The following is a 15774-nucleotide window of genomic DNA, read 5'->3' as shown; positions in this document are numbered from 1 at the left end:
GCCGGGTCTCCGGGGAGGCGGCTGTGACGATCTTCACGCCGTGCCGGTCGGCGTTCGCCGTCAGCCGTATTCGGCCCCCTGATCGCGCGCGATTGGCTACGGTGGGCCAGCCGGAAAAACAGAAACAGGAGGACCGGGTGCCGCGTCCGGAACGACCGTTGGATCCCGGCGACGATCCGCTGACCGAATTCGCCGCCGACCTCCGGCGGTTGCGCGAGAGCGCCGGGAATCCGACCTACCGCGAGCTCGGGCGGCGCGCGCACTACTCGGCCGGGACGCTCTCCGAAGCCGCCGGCGGCCGGAAACTTCCCAGCTTGGCGGTCACGCTCGCCTACGTCCGGGCGTGTGGCGGGGCGCCGGGGGAATGGGAAGAACGCTGGCACGCCGTCGCCGAAGACTCGCGCCGGGAGGGTGCCGATTCACCGCTCGAGCCGGAACCCGGCGAAATCCCTCCTTATGCCGGGCTGGCCGCTTTCACCCCCGCCGACGCGGGCCGATTCTTCGGCCGCGAACGGCTGGTCGGAAAACTCGTCGAACGGCTGGGTGGACAACGCTTTCTCGCCGTCCTCGGCGCGTCCGGCTCGGGGAAGTCGTCCCTGCTGCGGGCCGGGTTGCTGCCTTCGGTGAAGGGGCCGGTCGTGCTGCTCACCCCGGGCCCCCGGCCGCTGCAGGAGTGCGCGGTCAAGTTCGCCGCCGCGCTCGGCGTCGCCCCCGGCGCCCTCCTCGACGACTTCGCCGCGCACCCGCGCAACCTCGGCCTCGCCGCCCGTCAGCTGGCCGACGGCGGTGACGAGGACCTCGTCCTGATCGTCGACCAGTTCGAGGAGGTCTTCACCCTCTGCCAGGACGACCAGGAGCGGGCGCGGTTCCTCGGCGCGCTCGTCACCGCGACCACCGAACCGGGCAGCCGGACCCGGGTGGTGCTCGGCATCCGCACCGACTTCTACACCCACTGCGCGCGGCACGCGGAGCTCGCCGAAGCCATGCAGGACGCCCAGGTCCTGGTCGGCCCGATGACGACCGAGGAGCTCCGGCAGGCGATCTCGCGGCCCGCCGTCGACACCGGGTACCGCGTCGAGAACGCCCTGGTCTCCCAGCTCGTCGCGGACGCCACCGGCCAGCCCGGCGTGCTGCCGCTGCTTTCGCACGCGCTGCTGGAGACGTGGCGCCGCCGCCGCGGCACCACCCTGACCCTCGCCGGGTACGAGTCGACCGGCGGCATCGAGCGGGCCATCGCGCAGACGTCCGAAAGCACCTTCGCGAAGCTGTCCCCGCCTCAGCAGCGGCTGGCGCGGCAGATCTTCCTCCGGATGACCGCGCTCGGCGAAGGCACCGAAGACACCAAGCGGCGCATCGGCCGCGCCGAACTCGACGCCGACGACGCCGACGACACCGACACCGCCGTCGTCCTCGGCGAGCTGGCCGCGGCCCGGCTGATCACGCTCGACGACACCGGCATCGAGATCGCCCACGAAGCCCTCATCCGCGGCTGGCCGCGGCTGCGCGAGTGGCTCACCGAAGACCGCGAAGGCCTGCGCGTCCACCGGCAGCTCACCGAGGCGACCGACGCCTGGGAGTCCGTCGACGAGGACCCCGGCTGGCTCTACCGCGGCACCCGGCTGGCCATCGCCCGGGAGTGGGCCGCGCGCGAGGACTCGGCGTTGTCCCGGCGGGAACGGCGGTTCCTCGACGCGAGCCTCGCCGTCGAGCACGCCGAACAGGACCGCGACCGCCGCCGTACCCGGCGGCTACGCCAGCTGGTCGCCCTGCTCGCGGTGCTGCTGGTCGTCGCCGTGGCCGCCACCGTCTACGCCGTGCGCGCCGAGACCACGGCCACCGAGCAGCGCAACAGCGCGCTCGCCCAGAAGGTCGCCGGCCAGGCGCTGGCCATGCGCGCCACCAACCCGGCGCTGGCCGCGCAGCTCGCGCTCGCCGCCTACCGCCTGGATCCCGGGGCCGACGAGCGCAGCGGCCTGCTCGGCATGTTCGGGACGCCGTACTCGACGCGGCTCACCGGGCACACCGGCCGGATCAACTCCGTCGCCCTCCGTCCGGACGGGCGGGTCCTGGCCACGGCCAGCTGGGACGGCACGGCGCGGCTGTGGGACATCCACGACCCGCACCACCCGGCAACGCTGGGCGTGCTCACCGGGCACACCGGCAACGTCAACAACGTCGCCTTCGCGGCCGGCGGCGGGACCGTCGCCACCGCGGGCTTCGACGGCACCGTCCGCGTCTGGGACGTCTCCGATCCCGCGCGGCCGGGTCCCGGCGTGCCGATCGAACAGCACGCGGCCAAGTCCTACGCCGTCGCGTTCAGCCCGGCCGGGCCGCTGCTGGCGACCGCCGACGGCGAGGGCACGATCCGGCTGTACGACACCACCGACCCGGCCCACCCGCGGCAGGCGGGAGAGCTGACCGGGCACACCTCCTACGTCAACAACATCGCCTTCAGCGCCGACGGCCGGCTGCTCGCCTCCGCGTCGGCCGACAAGACCGCGCGCGTCTGGGACGTCGCTTCACGGCGTCAGCTCGGCATCGCGGCCGGGCACACCGACGTCGTGCACTCGGTCGCGTTCCGCCCCGGCGGGCCGACCCTGGCCACGGCGAGCCAGGACGGGACCGCGCGGCTGTGGGACGTCACCGACCCGGCCCACCCGGCTCAGCTGGCGTCGCTCACCGCGCACCAGGCGGTCGTGCGCTCGGTGGCGTTCACCGCCGACGGGCGCACGCTCGCCACCACCGGCTTCGACCGCACGGCCCGGCTGTGGGACGTCGCCGATCTGCGGCAGCCGCGCGAGCTGCCATCCCTGCCCGGGCACATCGGCGCGGTCGTCTCCGCGGTGTTCACCCGCGACGGCCGCACCCTCGCCACGGCCAGCGACGACCAGTCCGCCCGGCTCTGGGACCTGCCCGGCCCCGCCATCCCCGCGCACACGGCCCGGGCGTGCCACGTGGCTTTCGGTCCGGGGGGCAAGCTGCTGGCCACCGGCGGCTACGACCAGACCGTGCGGCTGCACGACCTCACCGACCCGCGCGCCCGCCGGACGCTCGCCACGATCGGGGGATTCGGCAGCCCGGTCTGCGGCGTCGCGATCAGCCCGGACGGCCGGACCCTGGCCACCGGCAGCTGGGACCACACGATGACGCTGCGGGACATCACCGACCCGGTCCACCCCGGGCCGCCGGTGGTGTTCAACCGGCTCCACGACGACGTCGACGCGGTGGTCTTCAGCCCGGACGGCCGGCTGCTGGCCACCGCGGGCGACGGCCACACGGCCCGCCTCTGGGACCTCGCCGACCGCACCCGGCCGGTGGAGATCGCAAAGCTCGAGGGCCACGACGACGACGTCCACACCCTCGCCTTCAGCCCGGACGGCCGGACGCTCGCCACCGCCGGCTGGGACCACACCGCCCGGCTGTGGGACGTCTCGTCGCCGCGGGTCCCGCGGCCGCTCGCGAACCTGACCGGACACACCGACACGGTCTTCTCGATCGCCTACAGCCCCGATGGCAGGCACCTCGCCACCGCGAGCGCCGACCGCACGGTGCGCCTCTGGGACGTCGCGGACCCGGGGCACGTGCCGCCGCCGGTGGTGCTGGACGGCCACACGGACATCGTCATGTCGGTGTCCTTCAGCGGCGACGGCCGGACGCTGGCGTCCGGCAGCTACGACCGGACGATCCGGCTGTGGGACGTCGCCGCCGCGACGCCGTACGCGGTCCTGCCCGAGCAACGCGACCGCATCTACGCCGCGCAGTTCGCCCCGGACGGCCACACACTGGCCGGAGCCGGCCCGGACGGCACGATCCGGTTCTGGGAGGCCGATCCCGACCGGGCGGCCGACCGGATCTGCGCGGCGGTGTCACCCCGGATCACGGAAGCCGAGTGGACCGAAAGCCTTCCCGGGCTCGGCTACAGCCCGCCCTGCCCCTGATCAGCGCGCCGGGGTTGTCCGGCGTTGTTGTTCGGTGGGTGACCGCGGACACCGAACAACCCGGATCGGCTAGACATGCCCTCGGACGGAAACGTCCCCACTGCGTTTCACTCACCGGGGGTCTGAAGGGCTCCTTCGAGGGCACGGGAACCCGCCTCCCGCCTCTCGAAGGGGCCCTTCAGCGTTTCTCGAGCACGGCCCGAGCGCCCCAATGTGGCCTTGGTTGCGTTCAACGCACCGAAGGCCACATTGGGTGCGTTCAACGCACCGAAGGCCACATTGGGGCGCTCGGGATCAGGCCGCCGGGAGCCAGTCCGGGTCCGCGGCCAGCACGATCAGCTGCTGCGTCGCCCGCGTCAGCGCCACGTACAGCACCCGGCGGCCCGTCGTCGACTCGCTGATCAGGTCGACCGGCTCCACCAGCACCACCGCGTCGTACTCCAGGCCCTTCGAATCGAGGCTGCCGACGACCTTCAGCCGCTCGTCCGCCTGACCGGACAGCCAGCCCGCGACCTCCGGCACCCGCTCCATCGACGTGATGACGCCGACCGTGCCCTCCACCGCGCCCAGCAGTTCCTTCACCGCCGCCTGCGTCGCCGAGGCCAGGCCGGCCGCCTCCACCGGGCGGACCTCCGGTTCGACCCCGGTGCGGCGCACCGCCACCGGCAGCTCGTCCGCTTCCGCGTGGCCGGCCACCACCTTCGCCGCCAGGTCGAAGATCTCCGCCGAGTTCCGGTAGTTCGTGCGCAGCGTGAACCGGCGCCGCGCCGTCTTGAGGCCGAACGCCTGGTCCCGCGCCGCGGCCGCCTCCGCCGGGTCCGGCCACGAGCTCTGCACCGGGTCCCCGACCACCGTCCAGCTCGCGTACTTCCCGCGCCGCCCCACCATCCGCCACTGCATCGGCGAAAGGTCCTGCGACTCGTCGACGACGACGTGGGAGTACTCGTCGTAGTGTTCCGGCCGCGTCGGCGCCCCGCCGGACCGCTCCGGCTCGACCTCGATCACCTGGCGCCGCTTGCGCTTCGGCGGCGGCCCGATCAGCACCCGCAGCTCGTCCAGCAGGGCGACGTCCGCGATCGACCAGCCGCGCGACCGGTCGGCGAAGTCCGCGGCCAGCATCGAGATCTCGTGCCGGTTCAGCACGCCCTTCGCCGCCGCGGCCAGCCGCTTTTCGTCGCCCAGCCACTTGAGGATCTGCGCCGGGTACAGCGCCGGCCACCAGACGACGAGGAAGCGGTGGAAGTCGATCCGTTCGCCGAGGTCGGTGATCAGCTCCGCCCGGTCGAGTTGCTTGCCGTCGTCCTTCGCGTGCTCCTCGGCCCGCGCCGCCAGCGCGTCCAGCAGCAGTTCCGCCGCCCGGAGCCGCGCCCGGTTCGGCGGCGCGCCCTGCGTGTGGGCCTTGCGACGGACCTTCTCCAGGTCGCGCGCCGAAAGCTTGAGCACCTCGCCGCGGTAGACGATCCGCATCTCCTCCGGCGCGCCCGGCGGGGTGTCGCGCAACGCCCGCAGCAGCACCTTCCGCATCCGCAGCGACCCCTTGACCGCCGCCAGCGGTGCCGCGTCCTGCCGCGTCGCCTCCAGGCCGTCGAGGACCTCGCCGAGGGCGCGCAGTTCGACGTTCGTCTCCCCCATCGAGGGGAGGACGCGCGAGATGTAGCTGGTGAACACCCCGGACGGCCCGATGACCAGCACCCCGGCGCCGCCGAGCTGCCGCCGGTAGCGGTAGAGCAGGTAGGCGGCGCGGTGCAGCGCGACCGCCGTCTTGCCGGTGCCCGGGCCGCCGGTGATCTCGGTGATCCCGCGCCACGGCGCCCGGATGACGTCGTCCTGTTCCTTCTGGATGGTCGCGACGATGTCGCGCATCTTCTCGCCGCGCGAGCGCCCCAGCGCGGCCATCAGCGCGCCCTCGCCGACGATCTGCATGTCGTCGGGCACGGCGTCGGCGATCAGGACGTCGTCGTCGACGTCGAGGACGTTCTGGCCCGAGCAGCGGATCACGCGCCGCCGCACGACGTCCATCGGCTCCTCGGCCGTGGCCTGGTAGAACGCCGCCGCGGCCGGTGCGCGCCAGTCCGTGACGAGGTTGTCGAACTCGGCGTCGCGGATGCCGAGCCTGCCGACGTAGGTGCGTTCGCCCTCGCGGTCGTCGAGCCTGCCGAAGACGAGCCCCTCGTACTCGGCGTCGAGCGTCTGCAGCGTCTGGTTGGCGTGGTGGACCATCATGTCCCGCTCGAACAGCATCGACGCCTGCTCGAAGATCGCCTCGCGCTGCGCTCCCCGGCCGATCTCGTAGCCCTTCGTGCGCATCGCCTCGGCCTGGGCCTTCAGTTCGTCCAGACGGGTGTACACGCGATCGACGTGGGCTTGTTCGATGGCGATCTCGGCCCGTCTGACCCGAGGTTCGGACACGCATGGCTCCTTGACAGCTTTGGGATCGCCTCCGAGGGCGAAGAACGACTCTACGCGGTGGCCCGGCCGGCGACACCGTGTCCCGGTCATCCGCGCCGCGCGCCGTCCCCCCACAATCGGGGGGTGACCAGGATCGTGGCCGGGACGGCGGGCGGGCGGCGGCTGAAGGTGCCGCCGAAGGGCACCCGGCCGACGTCGGAGCGCGTGCGGGAAGCCCTGTTCAACGCCCTCGAGACGGCGGGCGAGCTGGACGGCGCCCACGTCCTCGACCTCTACGCCGGGTCGGGCGCGCTCGGCCTCGAAGCCCTCTCCCGCGGCGCGGCCGACGCGGTGTTCGTGGAGTCCGACCGGCGCGCCGTGGACGTCCTGCGCGGCAACGTCGCGGCACTGGGCCTGGGCGGCACGGTCCGCCCCGGGCCGGTCGAGGCGGTGGTCGCGGCCCCCGCCCCCCGGTCGTACGACCTGGTGCTGGCCGACCCGCCGTACGCCGTCGACGCGGCGGCGCTCGGCAAGGTGCTGGCCTCGCTGGCCGCGGGCGGCTGGCTGGGGGAGAGTGCTCTCGTGGTCGTCGAACGCGCGGCCCGTGACGGCGAGCCGGACTGGCCGGCGGGCTTCGAGCCTTCGCGCGCGAAGAAGTACGGCGACACGGCTGTGTTCTGGGCGGAGTACGCGGCTGTGCCGTGACCATGAGCCGTGACCACGAGCCGTGATCACGAGCCGTGAACCGTGTGGTGTGAGCCACGCGGCGGAGACCGGGTGCGGCACGGTAGCGTCCGCGCCATGCGGCGTGCGGTCTGTCCCGGCTCCTACGATCCGGCCACCAACGGGCACCTCGACATCATCGAGCGGGCCAGCGGGCTGTTCGACGAGGTCGTCGTCGCGGTGGGGGTGAACAAGAGCAAGAAGGGCCTCTTCGAGATCGAAGAGCGCCTGGAGATGCTGCGCGAGATCACCGCGAAGCTGCCGAACATCCGGGTCGGCTCGTGGGAAGGCCTGCTGGTCGACTACTGCCGCGAGAACGACATCGCGGCGATCGTCAAGGGCCTGCGGTCGGTCAGCGACTTCGACTACGAGCTGCAGATGGCGCAGATGAACCGCGAGCTCACCGGCGTCGAGACGTTGCTGATGGCGAACAACCCGGCGTACGGGTTCGTGTCGAGCTCGCTCGTCAAGGAGATCTCGGCGCTCGGCGGCGACATCGAGCACCTCGTGCCGCCGATCGTCTACGAGCGCCTCTCGGAGAAGTTCCCGAAGCTCGGGCACTGACCCTCCACAGGGGACACCGGGTGTCCGGTTCCCGTCGTTCGGCCCCCTCCGTTCGTCGGGACTTGGGCTCGCCGGTGCCGGAGTTCACGTCGTCGTCTCCTGACGATCATCCCATCGGGTTACGGTCCGAAAATGACCAACTACCGATCGCGCCTGGCTGCCGTCCTGTTCGCGCTCCTGGCCACGCTGTTCGCCGGCATCACCGCCGCCGAAGCGGTGCCGGCGTCCCCCGCCGTCGCCGCGCAGAACTCCTGCGGGAACCTGTCCGGCTTCTCGCACACGACGCTCGCGGCGCTGCCGGCCGAAGCGACGACGACGTACAACCTGATCCAGAAGGGCGGGCCGTTCCCGTACCCGAAGAACGACGGCGTCGTCTTCGACAACCGGGAAGGCGTCCTCCCGGCCTGCGCGTCGGGTTACTACCACGAGTACACGGTGCCCACGCCGGGCGCGAGCACCCGCGGCACGCGCCGGATCATCACCGGCAGCGGCGGCGAGTACTTCTACACCGGCGACCACTACGCCACCTTCAAGGTCATCGACGTCGGCGGCGGCTCGACGCACGCCTGCGGTGACCTGTCGGGCCTGGCGAAGATCGGCTACTCCCAGCTCTCGCCGGCGGCGAAGACCGTCGTGGACAGCGTCCGCAGCGGCGCGGCCACCGGCACCACCTACGAGAACCGCGAAGGCGTGCTCCCGGCCTGCGCGTCCGGCTACTACAAGCTCTTCGCCGTCGGCACGAACGACCGGGTGATCTCCGGCAAGGCGGGCGAGCTGGCGTACACCCCCGACCGCTACGTCACCTTCAAGCGGATCGACGTTTCCTCCTGATCTTCGCGACGACGGCCGGGCGGGTCCGCCGAACGGGGACACGCCCGGTGCCGTGCGCCTTCACCGCTTCGGCGCCCGATGCGGGCAGACTGGACACAGCGACAGGGGATTGGAGTTGCCGTGTACCGGGTTTTCGAGGCGCTCGACGAGCTCGTGACCATCGTCGAGGAGGCGCGCGGCGTCCCGATGACGGCCAGCTGCGTCGTGCCCCGGGGAGACGTGCTCGAACTCCTCGACGACGTTCGCGACGCACTGCCCGCGGAGATCGACGACGCCCAGGACGTCCTCGACAAGCGCGACGACCTGATCCACGCCGCCCGCAAGGAGGCGGGGGAGACGGTCGCCGGCGCGAACGCCGAGGCCGAGCGCGCGATCGCCGACGCGACCGACGAAGCCGAGCGCATCCTCGCCGACGTGCGGGCCCGCGCGGAGCAGTTGCTCGCCGACGCGCACGACCAGGCCGACCGCACGGTGGCGGCCGGCCAGGCCGAGTACCAGAACCTCACCGACCGCTCGCGCGCCGAGTCCGAGCGCATGATCCAGGCCGGCCGCGACGCCTACGAACGCGCCATCGAGGACGGCCGCGCCGAGCAGGCCCGGCTGGTCGCGCAGACCGAGGTCGTCCAGGCCGCGCACGCCGAGTCGGCCCGCATCGTCGACGAGGCCCACGCCGAGGCCGACCGCCAGCGCGCGGACTGCGACGCCTACGTCGACGGCAAGCTGGCGGAGTTCTCGGAGCTGCTGGCGACGACGCTCCGCACGGTCGACTCGGGCCGCAACCACCTGCGTTCCCCGGCGAACCTGCCGAGCTCGGGCGGCCGCCCGACCCTCTACGACTACCAGGTGTGACGAGCTTCTCGTCCGCTTCGCCGTCGGGGCGCTCTGGAGGGACCAGCTCAAAAGGGGTGGCGACCAGTGCGTACCCTGGACAGGATGTCCGAGAACAAGACCCCCCAGCTCGACGACCGCAGCCCGTGGGTGATCGACACCCGTGAGCTCGGCCGTCACGCCGGCCTCAGCCGCGCCGTCCAGCGCAGCGTGCCGGTGGAGACGCCGCTCGGCGTCCCCGATGTGATCACCATCGACGCCGGCTCCGAGCTCCGGCTCGACCTCCTGCTCGAGTCCGTCGTCGAAGGGGTGCTGGTCAGCGGCACCGCGAAGGCGACCGCCCACGGCGTGTGCGCCCGCTGTCTCGACCCGCTGACCGAGGAGGTCGAGGTCGAGGTCCAGGAGCTGTTCGCCTACCCGGGGTCGGTCACCGAGGAGACCACGGACGAGGACGAGATCCCCCGGCTGATCGACGACCGGATCGATATCGAGCCCACCGTGCGCGACGCCGTGGTGCTGGCCCTGCCGCTGGCGCCGCTGTGCACCGAGGACTGCGCCGGGCTGTGCATCGGGTGCGGCGTCAAGTGGGCCGATCTCGAGCCCGGACACGGGCATGAGAAGATAGACCCTCGGTGGGCCGCACTGGTCGAGCGCTTCGACGAGAATGCGGGCGAAAAGCCTGCGCCGGGCCCCGCTGAGCAAGCCTGACGAGCGCCAGCTCGTTCCGGAGGAAAGTTCGCTCGCACCGCGAGCAGACCGTCATAAGGAGATCTACTCGTGGCCGTCCCGAAGCGGAAGATGTCGCGATCCAACACGCGCTCCCGCCGCAGCCAGTGGAAGGCGGCTCCGGTGCAGCTGGTGCCCTGCTCCAACCGCGCCTGCAAGCAGCCGAAGCTCCAGCACATCGCGTGCCCGTCGTGCGGCCAGCACAACGGCCGCCAGGTCGTCGAGCCCGCCTGATCGGGTAGCCGATATGGGGGGCAAGACGCCCGGGGGACACGCAGCCGATCCGGCGCCGTTGCTCGAAGCGCTCGGGGTCGTTCTCGACCCCGAGTCGCTCCGGCTTTCGCTGACCCACCGTTCGTACGCGTACGAAAACGGGGGGCTGCCGCCGAACGAGCGGCTGGAGTTCCTCGGTGACGCCGTGCTCAGCCTCGTCGTCACCGATCACCTGTACACCACGCATCCCGACCTGCCCGAAGGCCAGCTCGCGAAGCTCCGCGCCAGCGTCGTCAACATGCACGCACTGGCGCGGGTGGCGCGCGGGCTCGGCGAGGGCGGGCTCGGGGCGCACCTGCTGCTCGGCAAGGGCGAAGAGCTCACCGGCGGCCGGGACAAAGCGAGCATCCTCGCCGACGGGCTGGAGGCGGTGATCGGTGCCGTCTACCTCGCGCACGGCATCGAGATCGCGCGCAAGCTCGTGCACCACCTCTTCGACGGTCTGCTCGCCGAAGCGCCGCTGCGCGGGGCCGGGCTCGACTGGAAGACGAGCCTGCAGGAGCTGACCGCGTCGGCCGGTCTCGGCGTGCCCGAGTACCGGGTCGAGGACACCGGTCCGGACCACCGCAAGGAGTTCACGGCCACGGTGCTCGTCGCGGGCCGTGCCCTGGGTGGTGGCACCGGCTCGACGAAGAAGGAAGCCGAGCAGAAGGCCGCGGAGACGGCCTGGCGCTCGCTTTCCGCCGAGCTCGAAGCCGAGAAGAAGGACAGCTCGGAGTCCTGATCACCGGGAACCTCTGTTGACGTTTTCCCGAACCGCTCAGTAGCGTGTGGACATCCGCCGCCCGGTGCTCACTGAGGAGTTTGGCGGATGCGTCTGTTCTTCGTTCCCCTGATCACAGCGGCACTCGTCGTCGTGCCCGGGCCCGCGGCGTCGGCCGCGCAGACCCGGGTCACTTCGCTGTCCGCACTCCAGTCCGCGCTGGACAAGGCGCAGCCTGGTGACACGATCGCCCTCGCCGACGGCTCGTACGCGGCGAGTTCGACGCTCTCGATCAAGCGGTCCGGCACGGCGTCCGCGCCGGTGACGATCACGGCCGAGCACGTCGGCAAGGCCACCATCACCGGCTCGAAGACGTTCTCCTTCGCCGGCGGCGTCTCGAACGTCGTGCTGCGGGGCTTCAAGTTCCGCAACGGCGCTTCGTTGAGCGTTCCCGCCGGGGCGTCGCACAACCGCTTGTCGCGCAACGACTTCCAGCTCACGAGCGACGGCAACTGGGTCACGGTGAACGGCGATGACACCGAGGTCGACCGCAACGTCTTCCAGAACCGCACCACCCAGGGCGTGTTCCTGCAGATCCTCGGGCCGTCCGACGCCATGGCGCAGAACGTCCACGTGCACCACAACTACTTCTTCAACCACCAGTTCTCCGGCGGGAACGGCGGCGAGTCGGTCCGGCTGGGGCTGAGCAACCACCAGTCCTACTCCGCGCACGCGGTCGTCGAGAACAACCTCTTCGAGAAGGCCGACGGCGACATCGAGGCGATCTCCGTCAAGTCGTCCGACAACGTGGTGCGCTACAACACGATTCGCGACAGCAAGGGCTACATCGTGCTGCGCCACGGCAACCGCAGCACGGTCGAGGGCAATGTGCTCTTCGGCTCCGGCATCCGGTTCCACGGCAACGACCACAAGATCGTGAACAACTACGTCGCCAACACCGGCGGCCGGGCGATCGTGTTCGGCTCCGGCGACGAGGCCGACAGCGGTCCGACGAGCAAGCTCCACGACCGCCCGGACCGTGTGACGGTCGCGTACAACACGGTGCTGGGCAGTTCGTCGGTGATCGACGGCGACGGCGGCGACTTCAAGCCGAAGGACTGCGTGGTCGCGGACAACATCGTCAAGGGGACTTCCGGCACGCTCGTCACGCTGCCCAGCGGGTCGACGGTCAAGTACGAAGGCAACATCACCTTCGGTGGGACGGCGGGGATCGCGTCGCGCAACGTCGACCCGAAGCTGGTCAAGGACGCCGCCGGGCTCTCCCGGCTGGCTTCGGGCAGCCCCGCGATCAACACGGGTGCGGGGTCGTACCCGTACGCGGCGAAGGACTTCGACCAGCAGGCCCGCACGGGCACCTTCGACGTCGGCGCCGACGAGTACTTCGCCACCGGGACGACCCGGGTTCCGCTGACGAAGGCGGACGTCGGCCCCACCGCGCCGTAGGGACCGTTCCGGCGGCGCCGTTGCGAACAGTGCCGTTGCGAACAGTGCCGTTCAAAAAGTGTCGTACCCGGCGGGCACAATGGCCGTATGCCCGAACTTCCCGAGGTCGAAGTCGTCCGGCTGGGCCTGCAGGTGCACGTCGCGGGGCGGACCATCCGCGAGGCGGAGGTCCTGCACCCGCGCGCCATCCGCCGGCACGCCCTGGGCGCGGAGGACTTCACGCAGCGGCTCGCCGGCACCCGCGTCGAGGCGGCGCGGCGCCGCGGCAAGTACCTGTGGCTGGAGCTGTCCGACAAGGAGGCGCTGCTGGCCCACCTGGGCATGAGCGGCCAGATGCTGGTCCAGCCCGAGGGCACGCCGGACGAGAAGCACCTACGGGTGCGGCTGCGCTTCGACGACGACGGGCCGGAGCTGCGCTTCGTCGACCAGCGGACGTTCGGCGGCCTGGCGCTCGACGACCTCAACGACGTGCTGCTCCCGGACACGATCGCGCACATCGCGCGTGACCCGATGGACCCGGAGTTCGACCTCGACGCGGCCGTGCGCGCGTTGCGGTCACGGCGCACGGAGGTCAAACGGGCGCTGCTGGACCAGACGCTGGTCTCGGGCATCGGCAACATCTACGCGGACGAAGCTTTGTGGCGCGCGCGGCTGCACTGGTCGCGGCCCACGGAGAAGCTGACCCTGGCGAAGGGCCGGGAGCTGCTGTCGGCGGCGTCGGACGTGATGGACGCCGCGCTGGGCGCGGGGGGCACTTCGTTCGACGCGCTGTACGTCAACGTCAACGGGCAGTCCGGGTACTTCGACCGGTCACTGGACGCGTACGGCCAGGAGGGGATGCCCTGTCACCGGTGCGGTACGGCGATCCGGCGGGAGCCGTTCATGAACCGCTCGTCGTTTTCGTGCCCGAGGTGCCAGCCCCGGCCGAGGGCGAACTCGGGTTGATAAATGGTGTTCGCCTTTCAGCTAGGATGAATACGCCTGGTAGCTGAGGGAGTGCATCGTGGTCAACGAGCCCGGAAAGTCGACGCTGGCCGAGAAGATCGACCGGCTGTTCCACGTGGTCCGCAGGCCCGATCGGGAGCCGTACAGCAACGAAGAGGTCGCCAAGGCGTGCCGCGCGGCCACCGGCGAGAGCTTTTCGACGACGTACTTGTGGCAGCTGCGCACGGGCCGCCGCGACAACCCGACCAAGCGGCACCTCGAAGCACTCGCCCAGTTCTTCGGGGTACCGCCGGCGTACTTCTTCGACGACGAGCAGAGCAGGAAGATCGCCGAAGAACTGGCCCTGCTCGGTGCCCTGCGCGACGCGGGGGTCCGGGACCTGGCGTTGCGCGCGGTGACGTTGTCGTCGGACGGGCTGGACACGATCAGCGACATGATCGACGCGATCGCCCGGAGGGAGGCCGGTCGCGCCGCCGCGAAGAAGGAGAGCTGAGGTGGCGGTGGCCGCGCAGGCCCGGCCGGGCTTCCGGTTCGTCCGCGGGAACCACGTTCGCCGCCCGATTTTTTCCAGCTGCGCAACCATAACGGCCCTGCCGCGTTGATCCGGCTGGAACCGTACGGCCGGGCGGGGCGAGGGAGACCTGACAGTGGCGCGACCATCCTTGCGGCGGCGACCCGCCCGCTCACTCTGGCGGCGTGCCCGTCAGGTGGCCGACGCCGTCAGCCTGCCGGAACCGTTCGACGCCGAAGACTTCGTCGCGGGGCTGGCCGCCGAGCGCGGCCGCCCCATCGAGCTGATGCCGGTCAGCGCGCCCGAAGGCGCGCCGTGCGGGTTGCTGATGAGCACCGAACGCGCCGACTACATCCTCTACCCGACCAACACGACCGCCCTGCACCGGCGGCACATCCTGCTGCACGAGGTCGGGCACCTGCTGTGCGGCCACGTCGGCCACGACGCCGGGGCCGACGGGGTGGCCATCGACGCCGCGGCCGGCCGGCAGCTGATGCCGAACCTCTCACCCGAGCTGGTCCGGCGCGTGCTCGGGCGCACCACCTACTCGGAGATCGAGGAGCGCGAAGCCGAACTCGTCGCGAGCCTGCTCGCCCAGCGGGTCGTCCGGCGCGCGGAGCCGCGCGAACCCGCACCCGGCGTCCCGGACGGCGTGCGGCGCTTCGATTCCCTGTTCGGCGGCCGGTCCCGCCGCCGGACGCCGTGATCGAAACCCTCACCTACTACCTGTGCGTGGCCGGCTTCGCCGGGTTCGGGTACAAGCTGATCGAGGCGCGCCACAGCCAGCCGGTGCGCACGATGTGGTTCCTCGCCGGCTTCGGCATCTGCATCGCCACGGGCATCCTGGTGCTGACTCCGGCGATGGAGGCCCTGCTCGGCCCGGGCCCGGTGGTCGAGTGGGTCGTGACACTGGCCGGCGACGAGCTGAGGCTGGCCGCGATCGGTTTCGCGGTCGCCTTCACGCAGTCGGTGTGGCGGGGCGAAGGCGCGCGGCCTGCCCCGCACGCGTGGTTCACCGCGGCGACGATGGTGCTGCTCGGCGGGTGTTTCGCCCTGTCCGAGCCGCGGCGCACCGGCGCCGAGACGGTGTTCTCCTCCGCCACGCTGCCGTTCGCGCTCGGCGACAAGGTCCTGTTCCTGCTCTACGGCTTGGTCAGCTTCGGCCTCCTGTTCGCGGTGTTCGTGCGCAGCGCGTGGCACGCGGAGCCGGGGCCGCTGCGCACCGGGCTGTGGCTGCTGGTCGCCGGCGTCGGCTCGGCGGCCGCGTGGACCTTCTGGGACGTCGGCGACGTCGTGCAGCTCGCACGGACGGCGCGGATCGGCGCCCGCGAGGACCTGCCGTCGTCGGTGCTCGCCGCGGTGACGATCGGTTTCGTCACCGCCGGCGCGACGCTCAGCGCGTGGTCGCCGGCGGTTTCGTCGGTGCTCGGCCGGCTCCGCGCGTACCGCGCCTACCGCCGGATCGAGCCGCTGTGGACGGCGCTGCGCACCGCGGTTCCGGGCATCGCGCTCGACCCGGGCCGCCGGCTGGCGGGCGGCGCCGAGTTCGCGCTGTACCGCCGGGTCATCGAAATCCGCGACGGCCACCTGGCTCTGCGAGCCCACTTCGACCCGGACCTCCCGGCCCGCGCGGAGGCGGCTGCGCAGCGCGCGGGAGTCCGCGAAGCCGAGGTGGCGGCCACCGTGGAAGCGGTGACCCTGGCGGCGGCGATCGAGGCAAGCCGCACGGGAAGGCGCTTCGACCGGACCCCCGGCCACGAAGCGGAACCGGATTCGGCCGCGGACGTCGCCGCCGAGGCGGCCTGGCTGATCCAGGTGAGCCGGGCCTGGCGCCGCAGCGACGCGCTGGTGGCGATGGTGTCCGGGTAGCGGACGGGAGC

Annotated in this window: 14 protein-coding genes; 13 read left to right on the top strand and 1 reads right to left on the bottom strand. The window is 71.8% G+C overall.

All coding sequences use genetic code 11. The annotated features are described in order from the left end of the window. The first annotated feature begins 158 nt into the window (after positions 1-158). A complete protein-coding gene (locus tag AB0F15_RS33940) occupies positions 159-3938 on the top strand; it encodes a hypothetical protein (protein WP_360279538.1) in 3780 nt (1259 codons plus the stop codon). Between the two features lie 294 nt (positions 3939-4232). Here AB0F15_RS33940 and AB0F15_RS33935 read toward each other — a convergent pair whose 3' ends face one another. Continuing rightward, the gene (locus AB0F15_RS33935; protein ID WP_360279473.1) at positions 4233-6347 is read right to left on the bottom strand and encodes an ATP-binding domain-containing protein; all 2115 of its coding nucleotides are present in this window, start codon (positions 6345-6347) and stop codon (positions 4233-4235) included. Positions 6348-6470: 123 nt separating this feature from the next. Between AB0F15_RS33935 and rsmD the strand changes: the two genes are divergently transcribed. The 12 genes from rsmD (at position 6471) to AB0F15_RS33875 (ending at position 15763) form a co-directional block, all read left to right on the top strand. Further along, positions 6471-7031 (top strand): 16S rRNA (guanine(966)-N(2))-methyltransferase RsmD, encoded by a 561-nt coding sequence (rsmD, locus tag AB0F15_RS33930; protein ID WP_360279470.1) that lies wholly within the window; start codon positions 6471-6473, stop codon positions 7029-7031. A 96-nt stretch (positions 7032-7127) separates the two neighbouring features. Further along, positions 7128-7613, top strand: coding sequence for a pantetheine-phosphate adenylyltransferase (gene coaD, locus AB0F15_RS33925; RefSeq protein WP_360279467.1), 486 nt, complete (start codon positions 7128-7130; stop codon positions 7611-7613). Between the two features lie 132 nt (positions 7614-7745). Further along, the gene (locus tag AB0F15_RS33920) at positions 7746-8444 is read left to right on the top strand and encodes a ribonuclease domain-containing protein (protein ID WP_360279465.1); all 699 of its coding nucleotides are present in this window, start codon (positions 7746-7748) and stop codon (positions 8442-8444) included. Between the two features lie 120 nt (positions 8445-8564). Beyond that, positions 8565-9293 carry a DivIVA domain-containing protein gene (locus AB0F15_RS33915; RefSeq protein ID WP_360279462.1) on the top strand — a complete coding sequence of 243 codons (729 nt, stop codon included), beginning with the start codon at positions 8565-8567 and terminating at the stop codon, positions 9291-9293. 84 nt (positions 9294-9377) lie between these two features. Continuing rightward, positions 9378-9980 carry a YceD family protein gene (locus tag AB0F15_RS33910; protein WP_360279459.1) on the top strand — a complete coding sequence of 201 codons (603 nt, stop codon included), beginning with the start codon at positions 9378-9380 and terminating at the stop codon, positions 9978-9980. Between the two features lie 69 nt (positions 9981-10049). Then, positions 10050-10232 (top strand): 50S ribosomal protein L32, encoded by a 183-nt coding sequence (rpmF, locus tag AB0F15_RS33905; RefSeq protein WP_013223689.1) that lies wholly within the window; start codon positions 10050-10052, stop codon positions 10230-10232. 13 nt (positions 10233-10245) lie between these two features. Then, on the top strand, positions 10246-10995 hold the full coding sequence (gene rnc, locus AB0F15_RS33900) for a ribonuclease III (RefSeq protein WP_360279456.1): 750 nt from the start codon (positions 10246-10248) through the stop codon (positions 10993-10995). An 87-nt stretch (positions 10996-11082) separates the two neighbouring features. Continuing rightward, positions 11083-12438 (top strand): polysaccharide lyase 6 family protein, encoded by a 1356-nt coding sequence (locus AB0F15_RS33895; protein ID WP_360279453.1) that lies wholly within the window; start codon positions 11083-11085, stop codon positions 12436-12438. 87 nt (positions 12439-12525) lie between these two features. Then, positions 12526-13383 carry a bifunctional DNA-formamidopyrimidine glycosylase/DNA-(apurinic or apyrimidinic site) lyase gene (gene mutM, locus AB0F15_RS33890; RefSeq protein WP_360279450.1) on the top strand — a complete coding sequence of 286 codons (858 nt, stop codon included), beginning with the start codon at positions 12526-12528 and terminating at the stop codon, positions 13381-13383. A gap of 58 nt (positions 13384-13441) precedes the next feature. After that, positions 13442-13876 carry an XRE family transcriptional regulator gene (locus AB0F15_RS33885; RefSeq protein WP_360279447.1) on the top strand — a complete coding sequence of 145 codons (435 nt, stop codon included), beginning with the start codon at positions 13442-13444 and terminating at the stop codon, positions 13874-13876. A 214-nt stretch (positions 13877-14090) separates the two neighbouring features. Continuing rightward, positions 14091-14600, top strand: coding sequence for a hypothetical protein (locus tag AB0F15_RS33880; protein WP_360279444.1), 510 nt, complete (start codon positions 14091-14093; stop codon positions 14598-14600). Then, a complete protein-coding gene (locus AB0F15_RS33875) occupies positions 14597-15763 on the top strand; it encodes an MAB_1171c family putative transporter (protein WP_360279441.1) in 1167 nt (388 codons plus the stop codon). Before AB0F15_RS33880 ends, AB0F15_RS33875 begins: the two co-directional genes overlap by 4 nt. Positions 15764-15774 lie beyond the last annotated feature (11 nt).

The organism is Amycolatopsis sp. NPDC026612 (assembly GCF_040638285.1).
GTDB lineage: Bacteria > Actinomycetota > Actinomycetes > Mycobacteriales > Pseudonocardiaceae > Amycolatopsis.
This window is presented reverse-complemented; position numbering and strand designations above follow the sequence as displayed.